Raw genomic sequence first — 18,763 nt, 5'->3', positions numbered from 1 at the left:
AGCTGCCAAACTGTTTGACGACACCGGGACTTTTATTCGCGGGTGACTTGAAAAATATGGGCAGACCGGAGAAACAAAAACGCCCGGCGGTCGCCAGGCGTTTTTTCTCAGGCAATCTTATTTATCGTCAGGCGTGTCCAGAACATTAATCCTTTCGGCGGTCAGGCCTTTCACTTCTTCCTGCATGCGCTTGAGGCCCAGGTGGCGGACATCGGTACCGCGCACCAGGTAGATCACCAGTTCGGAGATGTTGCGCGCATGATCACCGATACGCTCCAGGGAACGCAGGACCCAGATCACATTCAACACGCGAGAGATCGAACGCGGATCTTCCATCATGTAGGTGACCAGCTCACGTAACGCGGTCTTGTACTCGCGGTCGATGTTCTTGTCGTACTGCGCAACCGACAACGCCAGATCGGCGTCGAAGCGGGCGAACGAGTCCAGTGCATCGCGCACCATCTTGCTGACTTGATCGCTGATGTGGCGCACTTCGACGTAACCACGCGGCGACTCACCCTCTTCGCACAGCTGAATCGCACGGCGAGCGATCTTGGTGGACTCATCGCCAATGCGCTCAAGGTCGATGACCGACTTGGAGATGCTGATGATCAGACGCAGGTCGGACGCGGCAGGCTGACGACGGGCCAGAATGCGCAGGCACTCTTCATCGATGTTGCGCTCCATCTGGTTGATGCGGTCGTCCACCTCGCGCACCCGCTGGGCCAGGCCCGAGTCGGCTTCGATCAACGCGGTGACCGCATCGTTGACCTGCTTCTCGACCAGACCACCCATTTCCAGCAGGTGGCTGCGAACTTCTTCCAGTTCAGCGTTGAACTGCTGGGAGATGTGATGTGTATGGCTGTCTTTGATCATGAGTGTCCGTCCGATTGATTGCGCGGTGGTTCAAGGCTGACGAAACACGTGCTAGCCGTAACGACCGGTTATGTAGTCTTCAGTCTGCTTTTTGGTCGGATTGGTGAACAACGTATCGGTGTCCCCGTATTCGACCACCTTGCCCATGTGCAGAAACGCGGTGTAATCCGACACGCGCGCCGCCTGCTGCATGTTGTGGGTAACGATCACAATGGTGTATTTGGATTTCAGTTCGTAGATCAACTCTTCGACTTTCAGGGTCGAAATCGGGTCGAGCGCGGAGCACGGCTCATCGAGCAGCAGCACTTCGGGTTCGACGGCGATGGTGCGGGCGATCACCAGACGTTGCTGCTGACCACCGGAAAGTCCGAGCGCCGACTCATGCAGGCGGTCCTTGACTTCGTCCCACAGTGCGGCGCCACGCAAGGCCCACTCGACGGCCTCATCGAGCACGCGCTTTTTGTTCACGCCCTGAATACGCAGCCCGTAAACGACGTTCTCGTAAACGGTCTTCGGAAACGGGTTGGGCTTCTGGAACACCATGCCGACCCGGCGACGCAACTCGGCGACGTCCTCGCCTTTGGTGTAGATGTCGTGGCCATAGAGCTTGATCTCGCCCTGTACGCGGCAGCCGTCCACCAGATCGTTCATGCGGTTGAAGGTGCGCAGCAAGGTGGACTTGCCACACCCGGACGGCCCGATGAACGAAGTGACGCGCTGTTTCGGGATGTTCATGCGGATGTCGAACAGCGCCTGCTTCTCGCCATAGAAGAGATCCAGCCCCGGCACTTCCAGCGCAACGGCTTCGTTCGCCAGATCCAGCACCTGGCGTTTGCGACCCAGGGCCGACATGTTGATGCCGTGGGCGTGGGGTTCGTGTTGCATGGTCTCTCTCCGTTCGTAGCTGCAAGCCTCTAGCCGCAAGCTGCAAATGTGGTGCTGATACGGTATGCGGCTTCTCAGCGTGCCGCTTGAAGCCAACTCAGTCTTCGAACGCCTTGTACTTGTCGCGCAGGCGGTTGCGAATCGTCACCGCCGAAAGGTTCAGCAGCGCGATCACCAGCACCAGCAGCAGCGCCGTGGCGTACACCAGCGGGCGCGCGGCCTCGACGTTGGGGCTTTGAAAACCGACATCGTAGATATGAAAACCCAGGTGCATGATCTTCTGGTCAAGGTGCAGATACGGGTAATTGCCGTCCAGCGGCAGCGAAGGCGCCATCTTGACCACACCCACCAGCATCAGCGGGGCCACTTCACCGGCCGCTCGCGCGACGGCCAGAATCAGGCCGGTCATCATGGCCGGGCTGGCCATGGGCAAAACGATCTTCCACAGCGTTTCGGCCTTGGTCGCGCCCAAAGCCAGCGAGCCCTCGCGCAGCGTCAGCGGGATGCGCGCCAGGCCTTCTTCGGTGGCAACGATCACCACCGGCACGGCGAGGAGCGCCAGGGTCAACGATGCCCACAGCAAGCCCGGTGTGCCGAACGTCGGCGCCGGCAGGGCTTCGGGGAAGAACAGCTGATCCAGAGATCCGCCCAGCACGTAAACGAAAAAGCCCAGCCCGAACACGCCGTAGACGATGGCAGGGACGCCCGCGAGGTTGTTCACCGCGATGCGGATCAAGCGCGTCATCACGCCCTGGCGCGCGTATTCACGCAGATACACAGCGGCGAGCACGCCAAACGGCGTCACGATGACGGCCATGATCAGCGTCATCATCACGGTGCCGAAGATCGCCGGGAAAATACCGCCCTCCGTATTGGCCTCGCGCGGGTCGTCGCTGAGGAACTCCCAAAGCTTCTGAAAGTAGAACCCCAGCTTGGTCATCGTGCCCATGGCGTTGGGTTGATACGCGTGAACCACCTTGCCGATGCTGATCTCGATTTCTTTGCCGTTGGCGTCACGGGCCGTCAGGCTGTCGCGATTGTATTCGGCGTGCAACGCGCCCAGCCGCGATTCGACTTCCTTGTAGCGCGCGTCGTATTCAGCGCGCTCACTGGCCATGTCGGCCTGTGCGGCGGCATCGAGTTCGCCGTTGAGCTCAAGCTTGCGCGCCTGCAGACGCAGCCGCTCGATGCCGTGGTTGATCGCGCCGATCTCGCCCTTCTCCAGGTCGTCCAGTTGATCGGAAATGCCCTGCACCCGCTCGATACGCGCCTGCAGTTGCGACCATGCGGCTTCACCCTCGGCGACTACTTTGCCGTCTTCCTTGACGTTGACCAGATAGCCGTAGAAGTTGCCCCACTCGCGGCGCTCCAGGGTCATCAATTCCGCAGGCTTGCGCGGGTCCTTGAGCCACTCGCCAATGACCCAGTTGAAATCGCTGGGGCTGATATCCCGGTTGCCGACCTTGAACAGATCGCGGGTCATGAACTCAGGCCCCTGATCAGGAACCGGCAACCCGGCGGCCTTGAGCCTGGCGCGCGGCACTTGTTCGGACTGCACCAGCTCGCCCACCAGCACGTGGCTTTCCTGCCCGGGAACATCGTACTGGGCGGAAATGACATCGGCGGGCCAGAAATGCCCCAGCCCGCGCACGGCGATCACCGCCAGCAGGCCGATGGTCATGATCACCGCGATGGACACCGCACCCGCGCTCAACCAGACGCCGGGGCCGCCACTGTTGAACCACCGCTTGAGGGAGGTCTGCTTCATCGGTTTCAACCTGCCCTAGAGAGACGAATACTGCTTGCGCAGGCGCTGACGAATCAGCTCTGCCAAGGTATTCATGACAAATGTGAACATCAGCAGCACCAGGGCGGCGAGGAACAGCACGCGATAATGACTGCCGCCCACTTCCGACTCGGGCATCTCCACCGCCACGTTGGCCGCAAGGGTGCGCATGCCTTCAAACAGGTTCATGTCCATGATCGGCGTGTTACCGGTGGCCATGAGCACGATCATGGTCTCGCCCACAGCGCGGCCCATGCCGATCATCAGCGCAGAAAAAATCCCCGGGCTGGCCGTGAGAATCACCACGCGAACCAGTGTCTGCCACGGCGTGGCGCCGAGGGCCAGTGAGCCGAGGGTCAGGCCACGCGGCACGCTGAACACGGCATCCTCGGCAATCGAATAAATGTTGGGGATGACCGCAAAACCCATCGCGATTCCGACCACCATTGCGTTGCGCTGGTCGTAGGTGATGCCCATATCGTTGGTGATCCACGCGCGCATGTCGCCGCCGAAGAACCAGTTCTCCAGGTGCGGGCTCATGCTCAGTGAGACCCAGCCAATCAGCAGAATGACCGGAATCAGAATCGCGCTTTCCCAGCCGTCGGGTACCCGCAGGCGAATCGAGTCAGGCAAGCGCGTCCAGCCAAACCCCGCCAGCAGAATGCCGATGGGGGTGAAGATCAGCAGGCTGAAGATGCCCGGCAAGTGCCCTTCAAGATACGGCGCCAAAAACAGGCCGGCGAAGAAGCCGAGAATGACCGTCGGCATCGCTTCCATCAGTTCGATGACCGGCTTGACCTTGCGACGCATGCGCGGCGCCATGAAGTAAGCCGTGTAGATAGCAGCGGCGACGGCAATCGGCGCCGCCAGCAGCATGGCGTAGAAGGCGGCTTTAAGCGTGCCGTAGGTGAGAGGCGCGAGGCTGAGCTTGGGCTCGAAGTCGCTGCTGGATGCGGTGGATTGCCAAACGTATTTGGGTTCGTCGTAGTTCTCGTACCAGACCTTGTCCCACAACGCGCTCCAGGAAATTTCCGGGTGCGGATTATTCAGGCTCAAGGGCAGCAGCTTGCCGCTGTCTTCAACGATGAGGCGATCCGCCCTCGGCGAAAGCCCCATGACAGCAGGGCCGCTGGCGATCGGGTCGATCAGCAGCGTGCGGTGGGCGGTGCTGTGAAATACGCCGAGCTTGCCGGAGGTGTCCATGGCAATGAACCCTTTGCGGCGCTGCTCGGCGGTGATCTGAGAAATCGGCGCGCCGCTCATTTTGAAGTCACGAATGTGCTGCAGACGCATCTCGCCATCGACGTCCCGCGCCATGAACCACTGCGCGATATTGCCTCTGGAGCTGCCGATCACCAGCGAGATGCCGCCCACCAATTGCGTGCTGGCGGTGGTTTCGGCGTTGGCGTCTTCAAGCAGTTTGTAGCGGCCGTTCAGCGTGCGATCGCGCAGGTCGAACACATCCACCAGCGCGCGACCGTTGATCACGTACAGCCACTGCTGGCGCGGGTCGACGTAAATGGCTTTGACCGCCGCCGACAGTTGCGGCAAGTCGATGCGGCTTTGCTCGCGATCGGTTTCGCCGGTCATCAGGTTTTCGGATTGGGTCAGCGACAACACGTGCAGCTGGGTACCGGTTGCACCGGCCAGAATCAGGGTCGTGTCGCTGGCATTCAGATTGACGTGCTCAAGCGCCCGCCCGCCTTCGTCCAGCACCAGCGGCGTCTCGCCGTAGGGATAAGTAATCGTGGGGGTGATGGTTTTTTTGTTGTCGGGATAGCTGATCGGGTAAGCGTGCTTGAACACCAGCACCTGGCCGTTGGACAGGCCGACCGCAATCAAAGGCTTGCCGGGCTGATCCTGGGCCACCGACGTCACCTTCGCGCCAGCAGGGATTGGCAAGGCCACGCGGGAAATTTCGCCGCCGTCCTTGAGGTGGAAAAACAGCGCTTCGCCCTTGTCGGACACGCGCATGGCGACCTGATTCTGCTCTTCGATGACCAGCACCATGGGGTTGCCGGCATCTTGCAGCCAGGCGGGTGTTTGAGCATCGCTGCGCGTCAGTTTCGCCCCCTGAAACAGCGGCGCTACGACGTAAGCCAGGTAGAAGAAGATCAGGGTGATGGCGGCCAACACGGCAAGACCGCCCACTAACACGTACCAACGCGTCAGGCGGTCTTTGAGCGCACGGATCCTGCGCTTGCGTTGCAGCTCGGGCGCATTGAAATCGATGCGCTCGGGACGGGGGTTTTCGGTCATTGATGAATTGGCCAAATCATTCATGCGCACACCGTAGCCACTCTGTATGACAAATACATGACAGCGAGGTGACGCAAAAAAGCCCGCCGCTCCTGAATCGGGGCAACGGACTGTTCAGTGTTCTGCGAGCCTCGTTCCATAAGGCCTTTGTCGTTTGTGGCGGGACGAACCTGTCACCCCGCATCAGGGTTGTCTGGGCAGCGCGCTCGCTACCGTTCTTGTAGCCCCAGATCAGCCAAGGCTTTGCTGACGACCTTGGCTGGTAACGGAATGTACCCGTCTTTCATGACAACTTCCTGACCTTGTTTTGACAGGATCAATCTGACGAACTCGGCTTCGAGCGGATTCAACGGTTTGTTCGGCGCCTTGTTGACGTACACATAAAGGAAGCGCGCCAGCGGGTAAGTGCCATTCAGCGCGTTGGCCTCGTTGTCTTCGACAAACTCGCCGCCCTCTTTTTTCGCGAGGGGTACGGTGCGCACGCTGGATGTTTTATAACCAATGCCCGAGTAGCCAATGCCGTTCAGCGAATTGCTGATGGAGCTGACCACCGAAGCAGAGCCGGGTTGTTCGTTGACGTTGGGTTTGAAGTCGCCCTTGCACAGCGCCTCTTCCTTGAAATAACCGTAGGTGCCGGACACCGAATTGCGCCCGAACAGCTGGATGGCCTTGCCGGCCAGATCTCCTGTCACGCCCACATCGCCCCAGGTTTTTGCATCGGTCCTGGCGCCGCACAGCCGGGTCGCGGAGAAAATCGCGTCGACCTGCTGCAGCGTCAGGCCCTTGATCGGGTTGTCCTTGTGGACAAACACCGCCAGCGCGTCCACTGCCACGGGAATCGCCGTCGGCTTGTAGCCGTGCTTCTGCTCGAAGGCCGACAGTTCGCCGTCCTTCATCTTGCGGCTCATGGGTCCCAGCGTTGCAGTGCCCTCGGTCAGTGCGGGCGGCGCTGTTGAGGAGCCGGCAGCCTGAATCTGGATGTTCACGCTTGGGTATTCTTTCTTGTAGGCCTCGGCCCACATCGTCATCAGATTGGCGAGGGTGTCGGAGCCCACGCTGGACAGATTCCCGGAGACACCGCTGGTTTTGACGTAGGGCTTGATTGCAGGGTCGACGGCGGCAGAAGCACTGCCGATAGCCGCGCCAGCCGCGACGAACGTCAGCGCCGTCATCAAACGTTTGAAGGTCATGCCTTGCTCCTGGCGAGGTGAAGAGTGCCGCCATCGATGATGGCCATGTGACTACTCTATGACCGGAATATGACAATCAAATGAAAGGCCGCCAGTCATTACGACTGGCGGCCTAGGTTTCAGCAGGAGGATTTGCCGGTGGCTCGATCAGGACTCGACCGGCTTTCTCTTGATCAGGTAAACACCAATCCCCATGCCCATGGCGCAAAGAATCGCCACGTACCAAGCCGGGCCCATCGGGTTGGCGGCGAACATCAGGCTGACGACCATTGGCGTTAAACCGCCAAAGATGGCGTACGCCAAGTTGTAGGAAAACGACAGCCCGGTGAAGCGAATCACCGGCGGGAAGGCTTTGACCATCACATACGGCACTGCGCCGATGGTGCCGACGAACAAACCGGTGATCGCGTACAGCGGATACAGCAGATCCGGGTGCGTGCCGATCATATGGTAGAAGGTCCACGAACTCACCAGCAGACCGAGCGAGCCGAACAGGAACACAAGGCCCGCGCCGACTCGATCCGCCAGCGCGCCAGCTCCGATACATCCCAGACTCAGCAAGACAATGGCGAGGCTGTTGGCTTTGAGGGTGTCGGCAGGTGCGAACCCGTAGGCCTTCTGCAGCAGGGTCGGCGTCATCAGAATGACCACCACCACGCCGGCGGAGAGCAGCCAGGTCAGCAACATCGACAGCACGACGGCGCCGCAATGATCGCGCAATACCGCTTTGAGCGGCACTTCTTCAGCCAGTTGCTTGCGCAATTGAAGCTCGGCGAACACCGGGGTTTCGTGCAGCCAGCGGCGCAGGTAAACCGACATCAGACCGAAGACGCCACCGAGCAGGAAAGGAATCCGCCAGGCGTAGTCCGATACCTCAACGGGCGAGTACACGCTGTTGATCCAGGTGGCGACCAGCGAGCCGAGCAAAATCCCGGCCGTCAGGCCGGACGTGAGGGTACCGCAGGCGTAACCGACGTTACGGGCGGGAACGTGTTCGGAAACGAATACCCACGCGCCAGGCACTTCGCCACCGATTGCGGCGCCCTGAATGACGCGCATCAGCAGCAGCAACATGGGGGCCCAGATGCCGATCTGCGCGTAAGTGGGCAGCAAGCCCATGATCAGCGTCGGCACGGCCATCAGGAAAATGCTGAGGGTGAACATTTTCTTGCGGCCCAGCAGATCACCAAAATGCGCCATGACGATGCCGCCCAGGGGCCGAGCCAGATAACCGGCGGCAAAAATGCCAAACGTTTGCATCAAACGCAGCCATTCGGGCATGTCGACGGGGAAAAACAGCTTGCCTACCACTGCTGCGAAGAACACGAAAATGATGAAGTCGTAGAACTCCAACGCTCCGCCCAAAGCAGACAGTGAAAGGGTTTTGTAATCGTTACGGTTCAACGGGCGCGAAGGCTGGGTGGCGCTTAAAGGCACAGAGGACATGACAGTGGCTTCTCTTTTGAGGCTCTCTTTGGGCGAAAAATCAACGGTGACTCAACCGTGGGTAACGGCTTCACACGCGATTTCTCGACTCGAAAAGTTAATCGGGCATCAAAATTGCGTGCCAAAAATGGCGTAGTGCGCCAAGTCGGTCCGGCACGATAGCAAATTGCGTACAAATGCACATGGATTGCAATGACGCGAAGGCATCATGAAAAAGCGGCGGTCGTTTCATGACGGCGCGCCCGATATACTCGCCGGCCACGACTCAGCCGGTCTCTTCAGGGAAGTTGTGCGAAGCCATTTGCCCAAGTCGTTTTCGCAGAGTTTCCCTTTAAACGAAATGAAGACTACCTAGAGTCATGGGTCAGAGGGACCCAATAATGATTGAGCTCGAACAAGAAGATCCGATACCGCAGGGCGATCTTGCCCTGCAGATTACCGCCCTGCCCCGCGAAACCAATGGCTTTGGCGACATTTTCGGCGGCTGGCTGGTTGCCCAGATGGACCTCGCCGGCACTGCCATGGCGAGCAAGGTGGCCGGCGGCCGTGTGGCGACCGTTGCCATAGACCGCATGGCGTTTCTGGTGCCCGTCGCGGTGGGCGCGCAGTTGTCGTTCTACACCCAGACCCTGGAAATCGGCCGCAGCTCGATTCAGATGATGGTCGAGGTGTGGAGCGATGATCCCCTGTCCAGTGAATGGCGCAAGGTGACCGAGGCGGTGTTCGTTTTTGTCGCCATCGACGGCAGCGGCCGTACCCGTTCGGTGCCGGCTCGACGCTGATCATCAAGCCCGGGTGGGCGCCGATGTGCCCGCCCTTGGCTTTGCGCAACAAACTCATCAAGCTTGGCGCAGTCTGATTCAGTCACTGTCCTTCGAGTGAGAACCCCCATGCCTACGTCAAACGTCGAATCCTTCCAGCTCGGTGAGCTTAATTGCTGGCGCATCCGCCACGGTCAGGCCGAACTGGTGATCGCCCAGCAAGGCGCGCACATCATCAGTTACCAGGTGGACGGCGATGAGCCGCTGATCTGGTCCAACCCGGGCGCGTTGTTCAAATCGGGCAAGCCTATTCGCGGCGGCATGCCTATCTGCTGGCCGTGGTTTGGCAATTTCCAGAAAAACCCGTCCAGCGTGCAGGCCATGCGCGAGAGCGACGAGCCGGCAAAGGCCCACGGCGAAGTTCGGGCGATCGACTGGGAGTTGATGGGCGTCGGTGAGGACGGCGACGCATTGATCGTCGAATTCATCCAGCCCCAGGCCGAGGGACATTTGTCGGGGTGGCCGCACACCGTTGGCCTGAAGCTGCACATCCGCCTGGATGCCGCGCTGAATGTCAGTCTGGTGAGCTTCAACGCTGGCGCCGAAGACGTCACGCTGAGTCAGGCGCTGCACAGTTATTTCGCGGTGAGCGATGTGAGCCGGATCAGTATCGAAGGGCTGGATGGCGTCGAGTACCTGAACACACTGGAAAGCTGGGATACCCAGAACGTACAGGTGGGTGACATCACGTTCACTGGCGAGACGGACCGTATTTATCAGGACACGCCTGACCTGATTTCAGTGGTCGACCCGCAGTGGAAACGCCGGATTCAGATTCAGACGACGGGTTCGCAATCGGCCATCGTCTGGAACCCGTGGATCGCCAAGACCAAAACCTTCGACGACATGCAGCCTGAGGGCTGGAAGGGCATGGTGTGCGTTGAGACGGCCAACGTCCTGACCGACGTCGTGACGCTCAAGCCAGGTGATATGCATGCGCTGAGCGTCAGCATCTGGGCCGAGCCGTTGGCAGAGGCCTGACAACACTGCGCTATTTTGTAGGACCGGCTTTAGCCGGGAAGGGGCCGGTTTGAGCACCATCAATTTTGTGGTGTGACACCCGACGCCTTCCCGGCTGAAGCCAGTCCTACAATGCATCGAGCCGGACCCACCGAATATGCGCGGTGTGTAAGCGCCCTATAAATCCGCCTCAACCACCATACGCACTTTCGATGCGTCCAGCGCATAGGCGGCGTCGGCGAGATCATTGCTGACCTTCTCCACCTTCAACGTGCCGATGACCCACAACGGTGTGTAGATGTCGGCGATCTTCAGGCCTTTCGGATAACGCACCAGCACCAGCTGATTCGGCGGCGGTGGCGGCACGTGGATGCAGGCGCCCGGGTACGGGACGAGGAAGAACAGCGTGCTGTGACCCTTCGCATCAGTCTCCAGCGGAACCGGATAGCCACCCAGGCGGATGGTTTTGTCGTTCATCGACGCGACGGTTTTGGTGGAATACATGACGGCAGGCAAGCCCTTGCTCTGCTTCAAACCGCCTTTACTGTCGAACGTGCCCTGGCCTTCCGGCGAGTTGTGGTCGATTTCGGGCATGGCTTCGAGGGCTTTCTGATCCGACTTCGGCATCAGTTCAAGCCAGTCGGTTTCGGGTAATTCAGCGGCGCGTACCAGTCCGCAGACCAGCAGCAGTGAAACGAAGAGGAGATGACGCATTGGAGATGCTCGGCGGGAGGAGTTGAGTGCCGGGCATTCTAGCCCTCTGCGCCGCAATAGCGCAGAGGGCCAGGCGTGCTTAACGCTTTTTAATCATGCCGTAGATCACCAGCAGGATGATCGCGCCGACAAGCGCACCGAGGAAACCTGCACCCTCGCCTGCGCGGTAGATACCCAGCGCCTGACCACCATAAGTGGCGGCCAGCGAGCCGCAGATACCGAGCAGGATGGTCATGATCCAGCCCATGCTGTCGTCGCCTGGCTTCAGAAAGCGCGCCAGCAGACCTACGATCAAGCCGATGAAGATGGTTCCGATGATTCCCATGCCATGTCCCTCTGTTTGAATGAATATGCCAAAGCCTAGCTGGCTATTGGCAACACGCTATGAGAGGTGTGGCCCGGCGAAATGGTTCAACAGGATATGAAGGACACTGTAGGAGCGAGCTTGCTCGCGATCACGCTGGGTCAGACAGCAATGATGTCGCGGACAAATGCCATCGCGCGCGAGCTCACTCCTACGGAGGCGGTCAAGACTGGCCACCGCGATGATCAGTTTTTGATCAGTGCCTCGACCTGCTTCACCTGACGATCCAGCGTCGCGCGGTCTTTGCTGCGCACGGTGGCGTGGCCGACCTTGCGCCCGGCTTTAAAGGCTTTGCCGTAGTGATGCAGGTGGCAATCTTCGACGGCAATGACCTGCTCCACTGCAGGCACTTCACCGATGAAGTTGAGCATCGCGCTTTCGCCGACCTTGGCCGTCGAACCCAGCGGCAGTCCGGCAACGGCGCGCAGATGGTTCTCGAACTGGCTGCACTCGGCGCCTTCGGTGGTCCAGTGACCCGAGTTGTGCACGCGCGGGGCGATTTCGTTGGCTTTCAGGCCGCCATCGACTTCGAAGAATTCAAAGGCCAGCACGCCCACATAATCGAGCTGCTTCAGCACGCGCCCGGCGTAATCTTCAGCCAGCGCCTGCAGCGGGTGATCGGTACTGGCGATCGACAAGCGCAGAATGCCGCTGTCGTGGGTGTTGTGGACCAGCGGATAGAAGCGGGTCTCGCCATCACGGGCGCGTACGGCGATCAGCGAGACTTCGCCCGTGAACGGCACGAAGCCTTCAAGCAGGCATGGCACGCTGCCCAGCTCGGCGAAGGTGTCGACTACGTCTTCGGGCGTGCGCAGGACTTTCTGGCCCTTGCCGTCGTAACCCAGCGTGCGGGTTTTCAACACGGCCGGCAGACCAATGCTGGCCACCGCAGCGTCCAGATCCGCCTGGGACTGGATGTCAGCAAACGCCGGCGTCGGGATGCCGAGGTCCTTAAACATGCTCTTTTCGAACCAGCGATCGCGGGCGATGCGCAGCGCTTCGGCACTCGGGTAAACCGGCACGAACTGCGAGAGGAAGGCGACGGTTTCTGCCGGCACGCTTTCGAACTCGAAGGTGACCAGATCGACATCATTCGCCAACTGGCGCAGGTGTTCCTGATCGCCGTAATCGGCGAGCAGATGCTCGCCAAGCGCAGCGGCGCAGGCATCCGGTGCAGGGTCAAGGAAGGCGAAGTTCATCCCCAGCGGGGTCCCCGCCAGTGCCAACATGCGGCCCAACTGGCCGCCACCGATTACGCCGATCTTCATGAAAACCTCAGGCCTCGCGTGGGTCTGGATTGTCCAGAACGCTGTCTGTCTGCTCAGCGCGGAATGTCTTCAGCACTGCGTGGAAGTGTGGATGCTTGGCGCCCAGGATACTGGCCGACAACAGCGCGGCGTTGATCGCGCCCGCTTTACCGATGGCCAGCGTCGCGACCGGAATGCCGGCAGGCATCTGAACGATGGAGAGTAATGAATCAACGCCCGACAGCATGGAAGACTGCACCGGCACACCCAGAACGGGCAGATGAGTCTTGGCGGCGCACATGCCAGGCAGGTGAGCGGCGCCACCGGCACCGGCGATGATCACCTCGATGCCACGGCCTTCGGCTTCCTCGGCGTACTTGAACAGCAGATCAGGCGTGCGGTGCGCCGAAACCACTTTGACTTCGTACGGAATGCCGAGCTTTTCAAGCATGTCGGCGGTGTGGCTAAGGGTGGACCAATCGGACTTGGAGCCCATGATCACGCCAACCAGTGCGCTCATCGTCGTGCCTCTCATCGGGCGCCCGCAGGCGCGGCTAAAAACAACAAGCCACGCGGGAAAACCGGCGTGGCTTGTCGTACAAATTATGACCAGTCGAACCGGCCGAAGGCCGCGGAGTATACCGCAAAGACTCTCGTTTGACAGACTGCCCGCGACCTCCTGTCAGCCTACCAAACCGGCCCACGGAAGCCCGGACTTACTGACTCCGAAGTCAGGCGGCTGGCGAGCTGCCGCCCGCTTCCAGCTTGCGCCACAACAGCCGGACATTGGCCTTGCGAACCAGCGCGCATCGGTACAGCCGAATCTCCAGCGGGACGTGCCACTGAGTGCCGCCACAGATCACCAGTTCTCCCCGTTCGAGCTCCGCCGTCACGCTCAGGCGCGGCACCCACGCGATACCCAGCCCCTGCAACGCCATGCCCTTGAGGCTGTCAGCCATCGCCGTTTCGTAAATCGTCGTGAAGCGTACACTGCGCTGGCGCAACAGCAGATTCACCGAGCGACCCAAGAACGCACCCGCGCTGTACGCCAGCAGCGGCACGCTCTGTTCCCCTTCCAGGTCGAACAGCGGACGCCCCTCTTCATCGGTTGAGCAGACTGGCAGCATTTCGGTCACGCCCAGGTGCAGCGACGGGAAGATCTCGGCGTCCATCTGCAGTGCGGCGTCGGGGTCATAGAACGCCAGCATCAGATCGCAACCGCCTTCACGCAGCGCATGCACCGCGTCGCCGACGTTGGTAGCGACCAGGCGCGTGGCGATATTCAGTCCTTCGTTGCGCAGCTGCGCGATCCACCGCGGGAAGAAGCTCAGCGCCAGCGAGTGGGCAGCGGCGATCTGCATGACCTCGCCCTGCCCGCTTTCCAGATGGTGCAAATGACGCAGCACCTCGCCGAGCTGGTCGACCACTGTCCTCGCGGTGACAAGGAATAACTGCCCCGCCGCCGTCAGCTCGATTGGCGTGCGCGAGCGATTGACCAGCGTCAGGCCAAGGGCCGCTTCAAGGCTGCGAATGCGCCGGCTGAAGGCCGGTTGCGTGACGAACCGACGCTCCGCCGCCTGGGAAAAACTGCGGGTCGCGGCCAGCGCGCTGAAGTCTTCCAGCCATTTGCTTTCCAGGTTCATCGTTTCTCCAGCCTTAAAAGTTGCGCATTCGCGGGTGCGAACAGGAGCCTCATACACTGATTCACACGCTCGTCACAATCCCCGCGTCACAGCGACATTATGCCGATTGTGCATAGGGCAGCGTTTTACAGCATTGGTCCAGAATAGCCCACAGGCCTAGTATCAAGGGCGTTCCGGCTTAGTCCGTGCCCATCTTGAGACTTTCTCTATCATGTCCTCCGCTGCATCATTTCGCATCGAAAAAGACTTGCTTGGCGTTCTCGAAGTACCCGCTGAAGCGTATTACGGCATCCAGACCCTGCGCGCAGTGCACAACTTCCGCCTCTCTGGCGTTCCGCTTTCGCACTACCCCAAGCTGGTCGTAGCGCTGGCGATGGTCAAGCAGGCAGCGGCGGATGCAAACCATCAGCTGGGCCATTTGAGCAGCGAGAAGCATGCGGGCATCAGCGAAGCCTGCGCACGACTGATCCGCGGTGATTTCCACGATCAGTTCGTTGTCGACATGATTCAAGGCGGCGCCGGCACCTCCACCAACATGAACGCCAATGAAGTCATCGCCAACATCGCGCTCGAAGCGATGGGCCATGCCAAGGGCGAATACAAATACCTGCACCCGAACAACGACGTGAACATGGCGCAGTCCACCAACGACGCCTACCCGACGGCCATTCGCCTGGGTTTGCTGTTGGGCCACGACGCGCTGCTCGCCAGCCTCGACAGCCTGATTCAGGCGTTCGCGGCCAAAGGTCACGAGTTCAACCACGTGTTGAAAATGGGCCGTACCCAATTGCAAGACGCGGTGCCAATGACCCTGGGTCAGGAATTCCGCGCCTTCGCCACCACGCTGACTGAAGACCTCAATCGCCTGCGCAGTCTGGCGCCTGAGCTGCTGACCGAAGTCAATCTGGGCGGCACTGCCATCGGTACCGGCATCAACGCTGACCCTGGTTATCAGCACCTGGCCGTTCAGCGTCTGGCGACCATCAGCGGCCAGCCGCTGGTGCCGGCTGCCGACCTGATTGAAGCCACCTCCGACATGGGCGCTTTCGTGCTGTTCTCCGGCATGCTCAAGCGCACTGCAGTCAAGCTGTCGAAGATCTGCAACGACCTGCGCCTGCTCTCCAGCGGTCCGCGCACCGGCATCAACGAAATCAATCTTCCTGCGCGTCAGCCAGGCAGCTCGATCATGCCGGGCAAGGTCAATCCGGTGATTCCGGAGGCGGTGAACATGTGCGCCTTCGAAATCATGGGCAACGACCTGGCGCTGACCATCGCTGCCGAAGGCGGCCAGTTGCAGCTCAACGTGATGGAGCCGTTGATCGCCTACAAGATCTTCGACTCGATTCGCCTGCTGCAGCGCGCCATGGACATGCTGCGCGAGCACTGCATAGTCGGCATCACCGCCAACGAAGTGCGCTGCCGTGAACTGGTCGAGCACTCGATCGGCCTCGTCACTGCGCTGAACCCGTACATCGGTTACGAAAACGCCACCCGTATCGCCCGCGTCGCCTTGGAAACAGGCCGTGGCGTGCTGGAGCTGGTGCGCGAAGAGGGCTTGCTCGATGACGTCATGCTGGCGGACATCCTGCGCCCCGAGAACATGATTGCGCCGCGACTCGTGCCCTTGAAGGCTTGATCCGTCCGGCCCCCTTGCGACACTTGCAACACGATCACCAGGCTGAGGGTCTAGACACCCCTCACCCTTTTGAGGGCCGGGAGCACACGCTTCCAGGCCCTTTTTTTTGCCCGGCGTCATTTGGGCATGAAACAAACCGGATAAAGACTCCAATAACGCGCGCCGGTATAGTGCGCACCCTCTAAGAAAGCGAGGAAACACCAATGCTTGAAGTCATCAACGACTTCCTCTCGGGAAAAGTACTGATCGTGCTCATTGTTGGGCTCGGTGGATATTTCACGATTCGCTCGCGTTTCGTTCAGTTCCGTCACTTCTTTCACATGTTCGCGGTGTTCCGCGACAGTCTGCGCAGCAGCGCGGGCCAATTGAGTTCGTTCCAGGCCCTGATGCTGAGCCTTGCCGGCCGCGTCGGCGCCGGTAACATCGCAGGCGTCGGCATCGCGGTCACCCTCGGCGGACCCGGTGCGGTGTTCTGGATGTGGGTCACTGCCCTTGTCGGCATGGCGAGCAGCTTTTTCGAATGCTCCCTCGGCCAGCTGTACAAACGCTGCGACGCCGAAGGCCAATACCGCGGCGGCCCGTCGTATTACATTCAGCACGGCCTGGGCAAACGCTGGCTGGGCATGATCATGGCGGTGCTGTTGCTGGTGACCTTCGGGTTCGCCTTCAACGGCCTGCAATCCCACGCCGTGACCCACTCGCTCAACGACGCCTTCAAGATCTCGCCAAGCTACGCCGGCGTCGGTCTGGCGATTCTGCTGGGCCTGGTGTTCGTCGGCGGGATCAAGCGCATCGCCAAGGTCGCCGACCTGCTGGTGCCGATCAAGACGCTGGTCTACATCGCCGTCACGCTGTATGTCATTGGCGTGCAGTTCGAACACGTTCCGCACATGCTGATGACCATCGTCAAAAGCGCATTCGGCATGGATGAAGTGTTCGGTGGCCTGATCGGCAGTGCCATTGTCATGGGCGTCAAACGGGGCGTCTTCGCCAACGAAGCGGGCCTTGGCAGCGCACCCAACGTGGCAGCGGTGGCTCAGGTCGAGCACCCGGTGGCACAAGGTGTGGTTCAGGCGTTCAGCGTGTTCCTCGACACCTTCGTCATCTGCACCTGCACCGCGTTGCTGATCCTGCTGTCGGGTTTCTATACCCCCGGCTTCGAAGGTGATGGCATTGCCCTGACGCAGAACTCCCTCGCCGCCGTCGTCGGTGACTGGGGCAAGCTGTTCATCAGTGTGGCGCTGGCGCTGTTCGTGTTCACCTCGATTCTCTACAACTACTACCTGGGCGAAAACAGCCTGCGCTTCCTGCTGGGCGAGAACCGCAAGGCCATCTTCGGCTACCGCGTGTTGGTTCTGGCGTTGATCTTGTGGGGTGCGGTCGAGGATCTGGGCACGGTGTTCGCCTTCGCCGACATCACCATGACGCTGCTGGCCTTCGTCAACCTGATCGCGCTGGCGATGCTGTTCAAAATCGCGCTGCGGGTGCTGAAAGACTACGATGCCCAGCGTAAAGCCGGCATCAAAACGCCGGTTTTCGACTCCAGCCAGTTCCCCGATCTGGACCTGGACCTGAAAGCCTGGCCAAAGCCCGATGCTGCGCAGCCTGCAGCGCACGCGGCAGCAATCGGCGGCAAACCCGTCACGGACGCGCGTTGATCATTTGAACGTCAATCAAGGGAGACAGGCATGAATCGCGAAAACCACGCATCAGCCCGCCAGGTAATGGTCCTGTATACCGGTGGAACCATCGGCATGCAGGCCAGCGAAAACGGGCTGGCACCCGCTTCCGGCTTTGAAGCGCGCATGGCTGAGCAACTGGCTGCACTGCCCGAAATGGTGGTACCGCAGTGGTCGTTCCGCGAAATGTCCCCCCTGATCGACAGCGCCAACATGACGCCCGCCTACTGGCAGCGCTTGCGTGAGGCGGTGGTCGATGCAATTGAAGCGCAAGGGTGCGACGCCGTGCTGATTCTGCACGGCACCGATACCCTGGCCTACAGCGCAGCGGCCATGAGCTTTCAACTGTTGGGCCTGAATGCCCCTGTGGTGTTCACCGGCTCAATGTTGCCAGCGGGCGTTCCCGACAGCGATGCCTGGGAAAACGTTAACGGCGCCTTGCAGGCTTTGGGGCAAGGGCTTGCCGCGGGAGTGCATCTGTACTTCCACGGGGAGCTGCTGGAACCGACTCGTTGCGCAAAGATTCGCAGCTTCGGCCGTAATCCTTTCGCGGCGCTTAATCGCGCACGGGGTGGTGAGGCCGCCTCGGCGTTGCCGGCGGCACTGGACTATCGCCAGCCCAAGCAACTGGCGAACGTTGCGGTGCTGCCGCTGTTTCCCGGCATCGGCGGTGCTCAGCTCGACGGCATGATCGACAGCGGTATTCAGGGGCTTGTGCTGGAATGCTTCGGCAACGGCACAGGGCCTAGCGATGATGTCGACTTCCTCGCCAGCCTTCAGCGTGCTCACCAGAAAGGCATCGTGGTCGTGGCGATTACTCAATGCCACGAAGGCGGCGTCGAACTGGATGTGTATGAGGCCGGCAGCCGGCTGCGGGGCGTCGGCGTGCTGTCCGGCGGCGGCATGACCCGCGAAGCCGCGTTCGGCAAGCTGCATGCGCTGCTGGGGGCTGGTCTGAGTGGGGATGAAGTGCGGCGGCTGGTAGAGCTGGACGTGTGTGGGGAGTTGCGCTGAGCGAGTGGCGGCGCTCAGATGATGATCTGCAGGCCTTTGTCTGCGATGAGCAAAGACATATCGCAAGGTCGGTAACCCGCAACGGGTCGCAAATTACCCGGCGTCCAGACACTTTGCTCGCGCAGCAAACCCAATCCTGTGGGAGTGGGCTTGCTCACGAAGACGGCATTTCAGCCGCTGAAGATTCAGCGCACCTTCCCACCTCTTCGCGAGCAAGGTGGAACGCCACCCCGGTCGCTCCCA

16 protein-coding genes are annotated in these 18,763 nt (G+C 60.6%); 5 read left to right on the top strand and 11 right to left on the bottom strand.

Annotated features, from left to right (window positions below; all coding sequences use genetic code 11):
- Nucleotides 1-117: 117 nt before the first annotated feature.
- From phoU to IFT47_RS11440, 6 genes are all read right to left on the bottom strand, one after another.
- On the bottom strand, nucleotides 118-876 hold the full coding sequence (gene phoU, locus IFT47_RS11465) for a phosphate signaling complex protein PhoU (RefSeq protein ID WP_133773894.1): 759 nt from the start codon (nucleotides 874-876) through the stop codon (nucleotides 118-120).
- 51 nt (nucleotides 877-927) lie between these two features.
- Nucleotides 928-1,761, bottom strand: coding sequence for a phosphate ABC transporter ATP-binding protein PstB (pstB, locus tag IFT47_RS11460; protein ID WP_065988194.1), 834 nt, complete (start codon nucleotides 1,759-1,761; stop codon nucleotides 928-930).
- Between the two features lie 97 nt (nucleotides 1,762-1,858).
- Nucleotides 1,859-3,529, bottom strand: a complete 1,671-nt coding sequence (gene pstA / locus IFT47_RS11455) for a phosphate ABC transporter permease PstA (RefSeq protein WP_192174549.1) — start codon at nucleotides 3,527-3,529, stop codon at nucleotides 1,859-1,861.
- A gap of 15 nt (nucleotides 3,530-3,544) precedes the next feature.
- Nucleotides 3,545-5,830, bottom strand: a complete 2,286-nt coding sequence (locus IFT47_RS11450) for an ABC transporter permease subunit (RefSeq protein WP_192174548.1) — start codon at nucleotides 5,828-5,830, stop codon at nucleotides 3,545-3,547.
- A 185-nt stretch (nucleotides 5,831-6,015) separates the two neighbouring features.
- Nucleotides 6,016-6,996 (bottom strand): phosphate ABC transporter substrate-binding protein PstS family protein, encoded by a 981-nt coding sequence (locus IFT47_RS11445; RefSeq protein ID WP_192174547.1) that lies wholly within the window; start codon nucleotides 6,994-6,996, stop codon nucleotides 6,016-6,018.
- Between the two features lie 147 nt (nucleotides 6,997-7,143).
- A complete protein-coding gene (locus IFT47_RS11440; RefSeq protein ID WP_192174546.1) occupies nucleotides 7,144-8,442 on the bottom strand; it encodes an MFS transporter in 1,299 nt (432 codons plus the stop codon).
- Between the two features lie 380 nt (nucleotides 8,443-8,822).
- Between IFT47_RS11440 and IFT47_RS11435 the strand changes: the two genes are divergently transcribed.
- Both IFT47_RS11435 and IFT47_RS11430 read left to right on the top strand, forming a co-directional pair.
- Nucleotides 8,823-9,224, top strand: coding sequence for an acyl-CoA thioesterase (locus IFT47_RS11435; protein WP_093466337.1), 402 nt, complete (start codon nucleotides 8,823-8,825; stop codon nucleotides 9,222-9,224).
- 108 nt (nucleotides 9,225-9,332) lie between these two features.
- Nucleotides 9,333-10,244, top strand: a complete 912-nt coding sequence (locus tag IFT47_RS11430) for a D-hexose-6-phosphate mutarotase (protein WP_192174545.1) — start codon at nucleotides 9,333-9,335, stop codon at nucleotides 10,242-10,244.
- Nucleotides 10,245-10,400: 156 nt separating this feature from the next.
- On the opposite strand, the gene IFT47_RS11425 is transcribed toward IFT47_RS11430, so the two are convergent.
- The 5 genes from IFT47_RS11425 to IFT47_RS11405 form a co-directional block, all read right to left on the bottom strand.
- A complete protein-coding gene (locus tag IFT47_RS11425) occupies nucleotides 10,401-10,937 on the bottom strand; it encodes a DUF3299 domain-containing protein (protein WP_192174544.1) in 537 nt (178 codons plus the stop codon).
- Nucleotides 10,938-11,016: 79 nt separating this feature from the next.
- Nucleotides 11,017-11,262, bottom strand: coding sequence for a GlsB/YeaQ/YmgE family stress response membrane protein (locus IFT47_RS11420; protein ID WP_037016790.1), 246 nt, complete (start codon nucleotides 11,260-11,262; stop codon nucleotides 11,017-11,019).
- A 224-nt stretch (nucleotides 11,263-11,486) separates the two neighbouring features.
- Entirely contained in the window at nucleotides 11,487-12,569 is a 1,083-nt protein-coding gene (locus tag IFT47_RS11415; RefSeq protein WP_192174543.1) for a 5-(carboxyamino)imidazole ribonucleotide synthase, read from the bottom strand.
- Nucleotides 12,570-12,576: 7 nt separating this feature from the next.
- Nucleotides 12,577-13,068, bottom strand: a complete 492-nt coding sequence (gene purE, locus IFT47_RS11410; protein ID WP_065988179.1) for a 5-(carboxyamino)imidazole ribonucleotide mutase — start codon at nucleotides 13,066-13,068, stop codon at nucleotides 12,577-12,579.
- A 211-nt stretch (nucleotides 13,069-13,279) separates the two neighbouring features.
- Nucleotides 13,280-14,191 carry a LysR substrate-binding domain-containing protein gene (locus IFT47_RS11405; protein WP_192174542.1) on the bottom strand — a complete coding sequence of 304 codons (912 nt, stop codon included), beginning with the start codon at nucleotides 14,189-14,191 and terminating at the stop codon, nucleotides 13,280-13,282.
- 211 nt (nucleotides 14,192-14,402) lie between these two features.
- On the opposite strand from IFT47_RS11405, the gene IFT47_RS11400 reads away from it, so the two are divergent.
- The 3 genes from IFT47_RS11400 (at nucleotide 14,403) to IFT47_RS11390 (ending at nucleotide 18,520) form a co-directional block, all read left to right on the top strand.
- A complete protein-coding gene (locus IFT47_RS11400) occupies nucleotides 14,403-15,827 on the top strand; it encodes an aspartate ammonia-lyase (protein ID WP_192174541.1) in 1,425 nt (474 codons plus the stop codon).
- 203 nt (nucleotides 15,828-16,030) lie between these two features.
- The gene (locus IFT47_RS11395) at nucleotides 16,031-17,485 is read left to right on the top strand and encodes an alanine/glycine:cation symporter family protein (protein ID WP_192174540.1); all 1,455 of its coding nucleotides are present in this window, start codon (nucleotides 16,031-16,033) and stop codon (nucleotides 17,483-17,485) included.
- Between the two features lie 30 nt (nucleotides 17,486-17,515).
- On the top strand, nucleotides 17,516-18,520 hold the full coding sequence (locus IFT47_RS11390; protein WP_192174539.1) for an asparaginase: 1,005 nt from the start codon (nucleotides 17,516-17,518) through the stop codon (nucleotides 18,518-18,520).
- Nucleotides 18,521-18,763: the final 243 nt, after the last annotated feature.

This window comes from Pseudomonas sp. CFBP 13711 (genome assembly GCF_014842265.1).
GTDB lineage: Bacteria > Pseudomonadota > Gammaproteobacteria > Pseudomonadales > Pseudomonadaceae > Aquipseudomonas.
Note: the sequence above shows the minus strand (reverse complement) of the source record. Positions and strands in the feature narration are given on the sequence as shown.

Bases quoted from the DNA above. Each gene is read 5' to 3' on its own strand.
- phoU (WP_133773894.1), bottom strand. From the start codon at position 876: ATGATCAAAGACAGCCATACACATCACATCTCCCAGCAGTTCAACGCT.
- pstB (WP_065988194.1), bottom strand. From the start codon at position 1,761: ATGCAACACGAACCCCACGCCCACGGCATCAACATGTCGGCCCTGGGT.
- pstA (WP_192174549.1), bottom strand. From the start codon at position 3,529: ATGAAGCAGACCTCCCTCAAGCGGTGGTTCAACAGTGGCGGCCCCGGC.
- IFT47_RS11450 (WP_192174548.1), bottom strand. From the start codon at position 5,830: ATGAATGATTTGGCCAATTCATCAATGACCGAAAACCCCCGTCCCGAG.
- IFT47_RS11445 (WP_192174547.1), bottom strand. From the start codon at position 6,996: ATGACCTTCAAACGTTTGATGACGGCGCTGACGTTCGTCGCGGCTGGC.
- IFT47_RS11440 (WP_192174546.1), bottom strand. From the start codon at position 8,442: ATGTCCTCTGTGCCTTTAAGCGCCACCCAGCCTTCGCGCCCGTTGAAC.
- IFT47_RS11435 (WP_093466337.1), top strand. From the start codon at position 8,823: ATGATTGAGCTCGAACAAGAAGATCCGATACCGCAGGGCGATCTTGCC.
- IFT47_RS11430 (WP_192174545.1), top strand. From the start codon at position 9,333: ATGCCTACGTCAAACGTCGAATCCTTCCAGCTCGGTGAGCTTAATTGC.
- IFT47_RS11425 (WP_192174544.1), bottom strand. From the start codon at position 10,937: ATGCGTCATCTCCTCTTCGTTTCACTGCTGCTGGTCTGCGGACTGGTA.
- IFT47_RS11420 (WP_037016790.1), bottom strand. From the start codon at position 11,262: ATGGGAATCATCGGAACCATCTTCATCGGCTTGATCGTAGGTCTGCTG.
- IFT47_RS11415 (WP_192174543.1), bottom strand. From the start codon at position 12,569: ATGAAGATCGGCGTAATCGGTGGCGGCCAGTTGGGCCGCATGTTGGCA.
- purE (WP_065988179.1), bottom strand. From the start codon at position 13,068: ATGAGCGCACTGGTTGGCGTGATCATGGGCTCCAAGTCCGATTGGTCC.
- IFT47_RS11405 (WP_192174542.1), bottom strand. From the start codon at position 14,191: ATGAACCTGGAAAGCAAATGGCTGGAAGACTTCAGCGCGCTGGCCGCG.
- IFT47_RS11400 (WP_192174541.1), top strand. From the start codon at position 14,403: ATGTCCTCCGCTGCATCATTTCGCATCGAAAAAGACTTGCTTGGCGTT.
- IFT47_RS11395 (WP_192174540.1), top strand. From the start codon at position 16,031: ATGCTTGAAGTCATCAACGACTTCCTCTCGGGAAAAGTACTGATCGTG.
- IFT47_RS11390 (WP_192174539.1), top strand. From the start codon at position 17,516: ATGAATCGCGAAAACCACGCATCAGCCCGCCAGGTAATGGTCCTGTAT.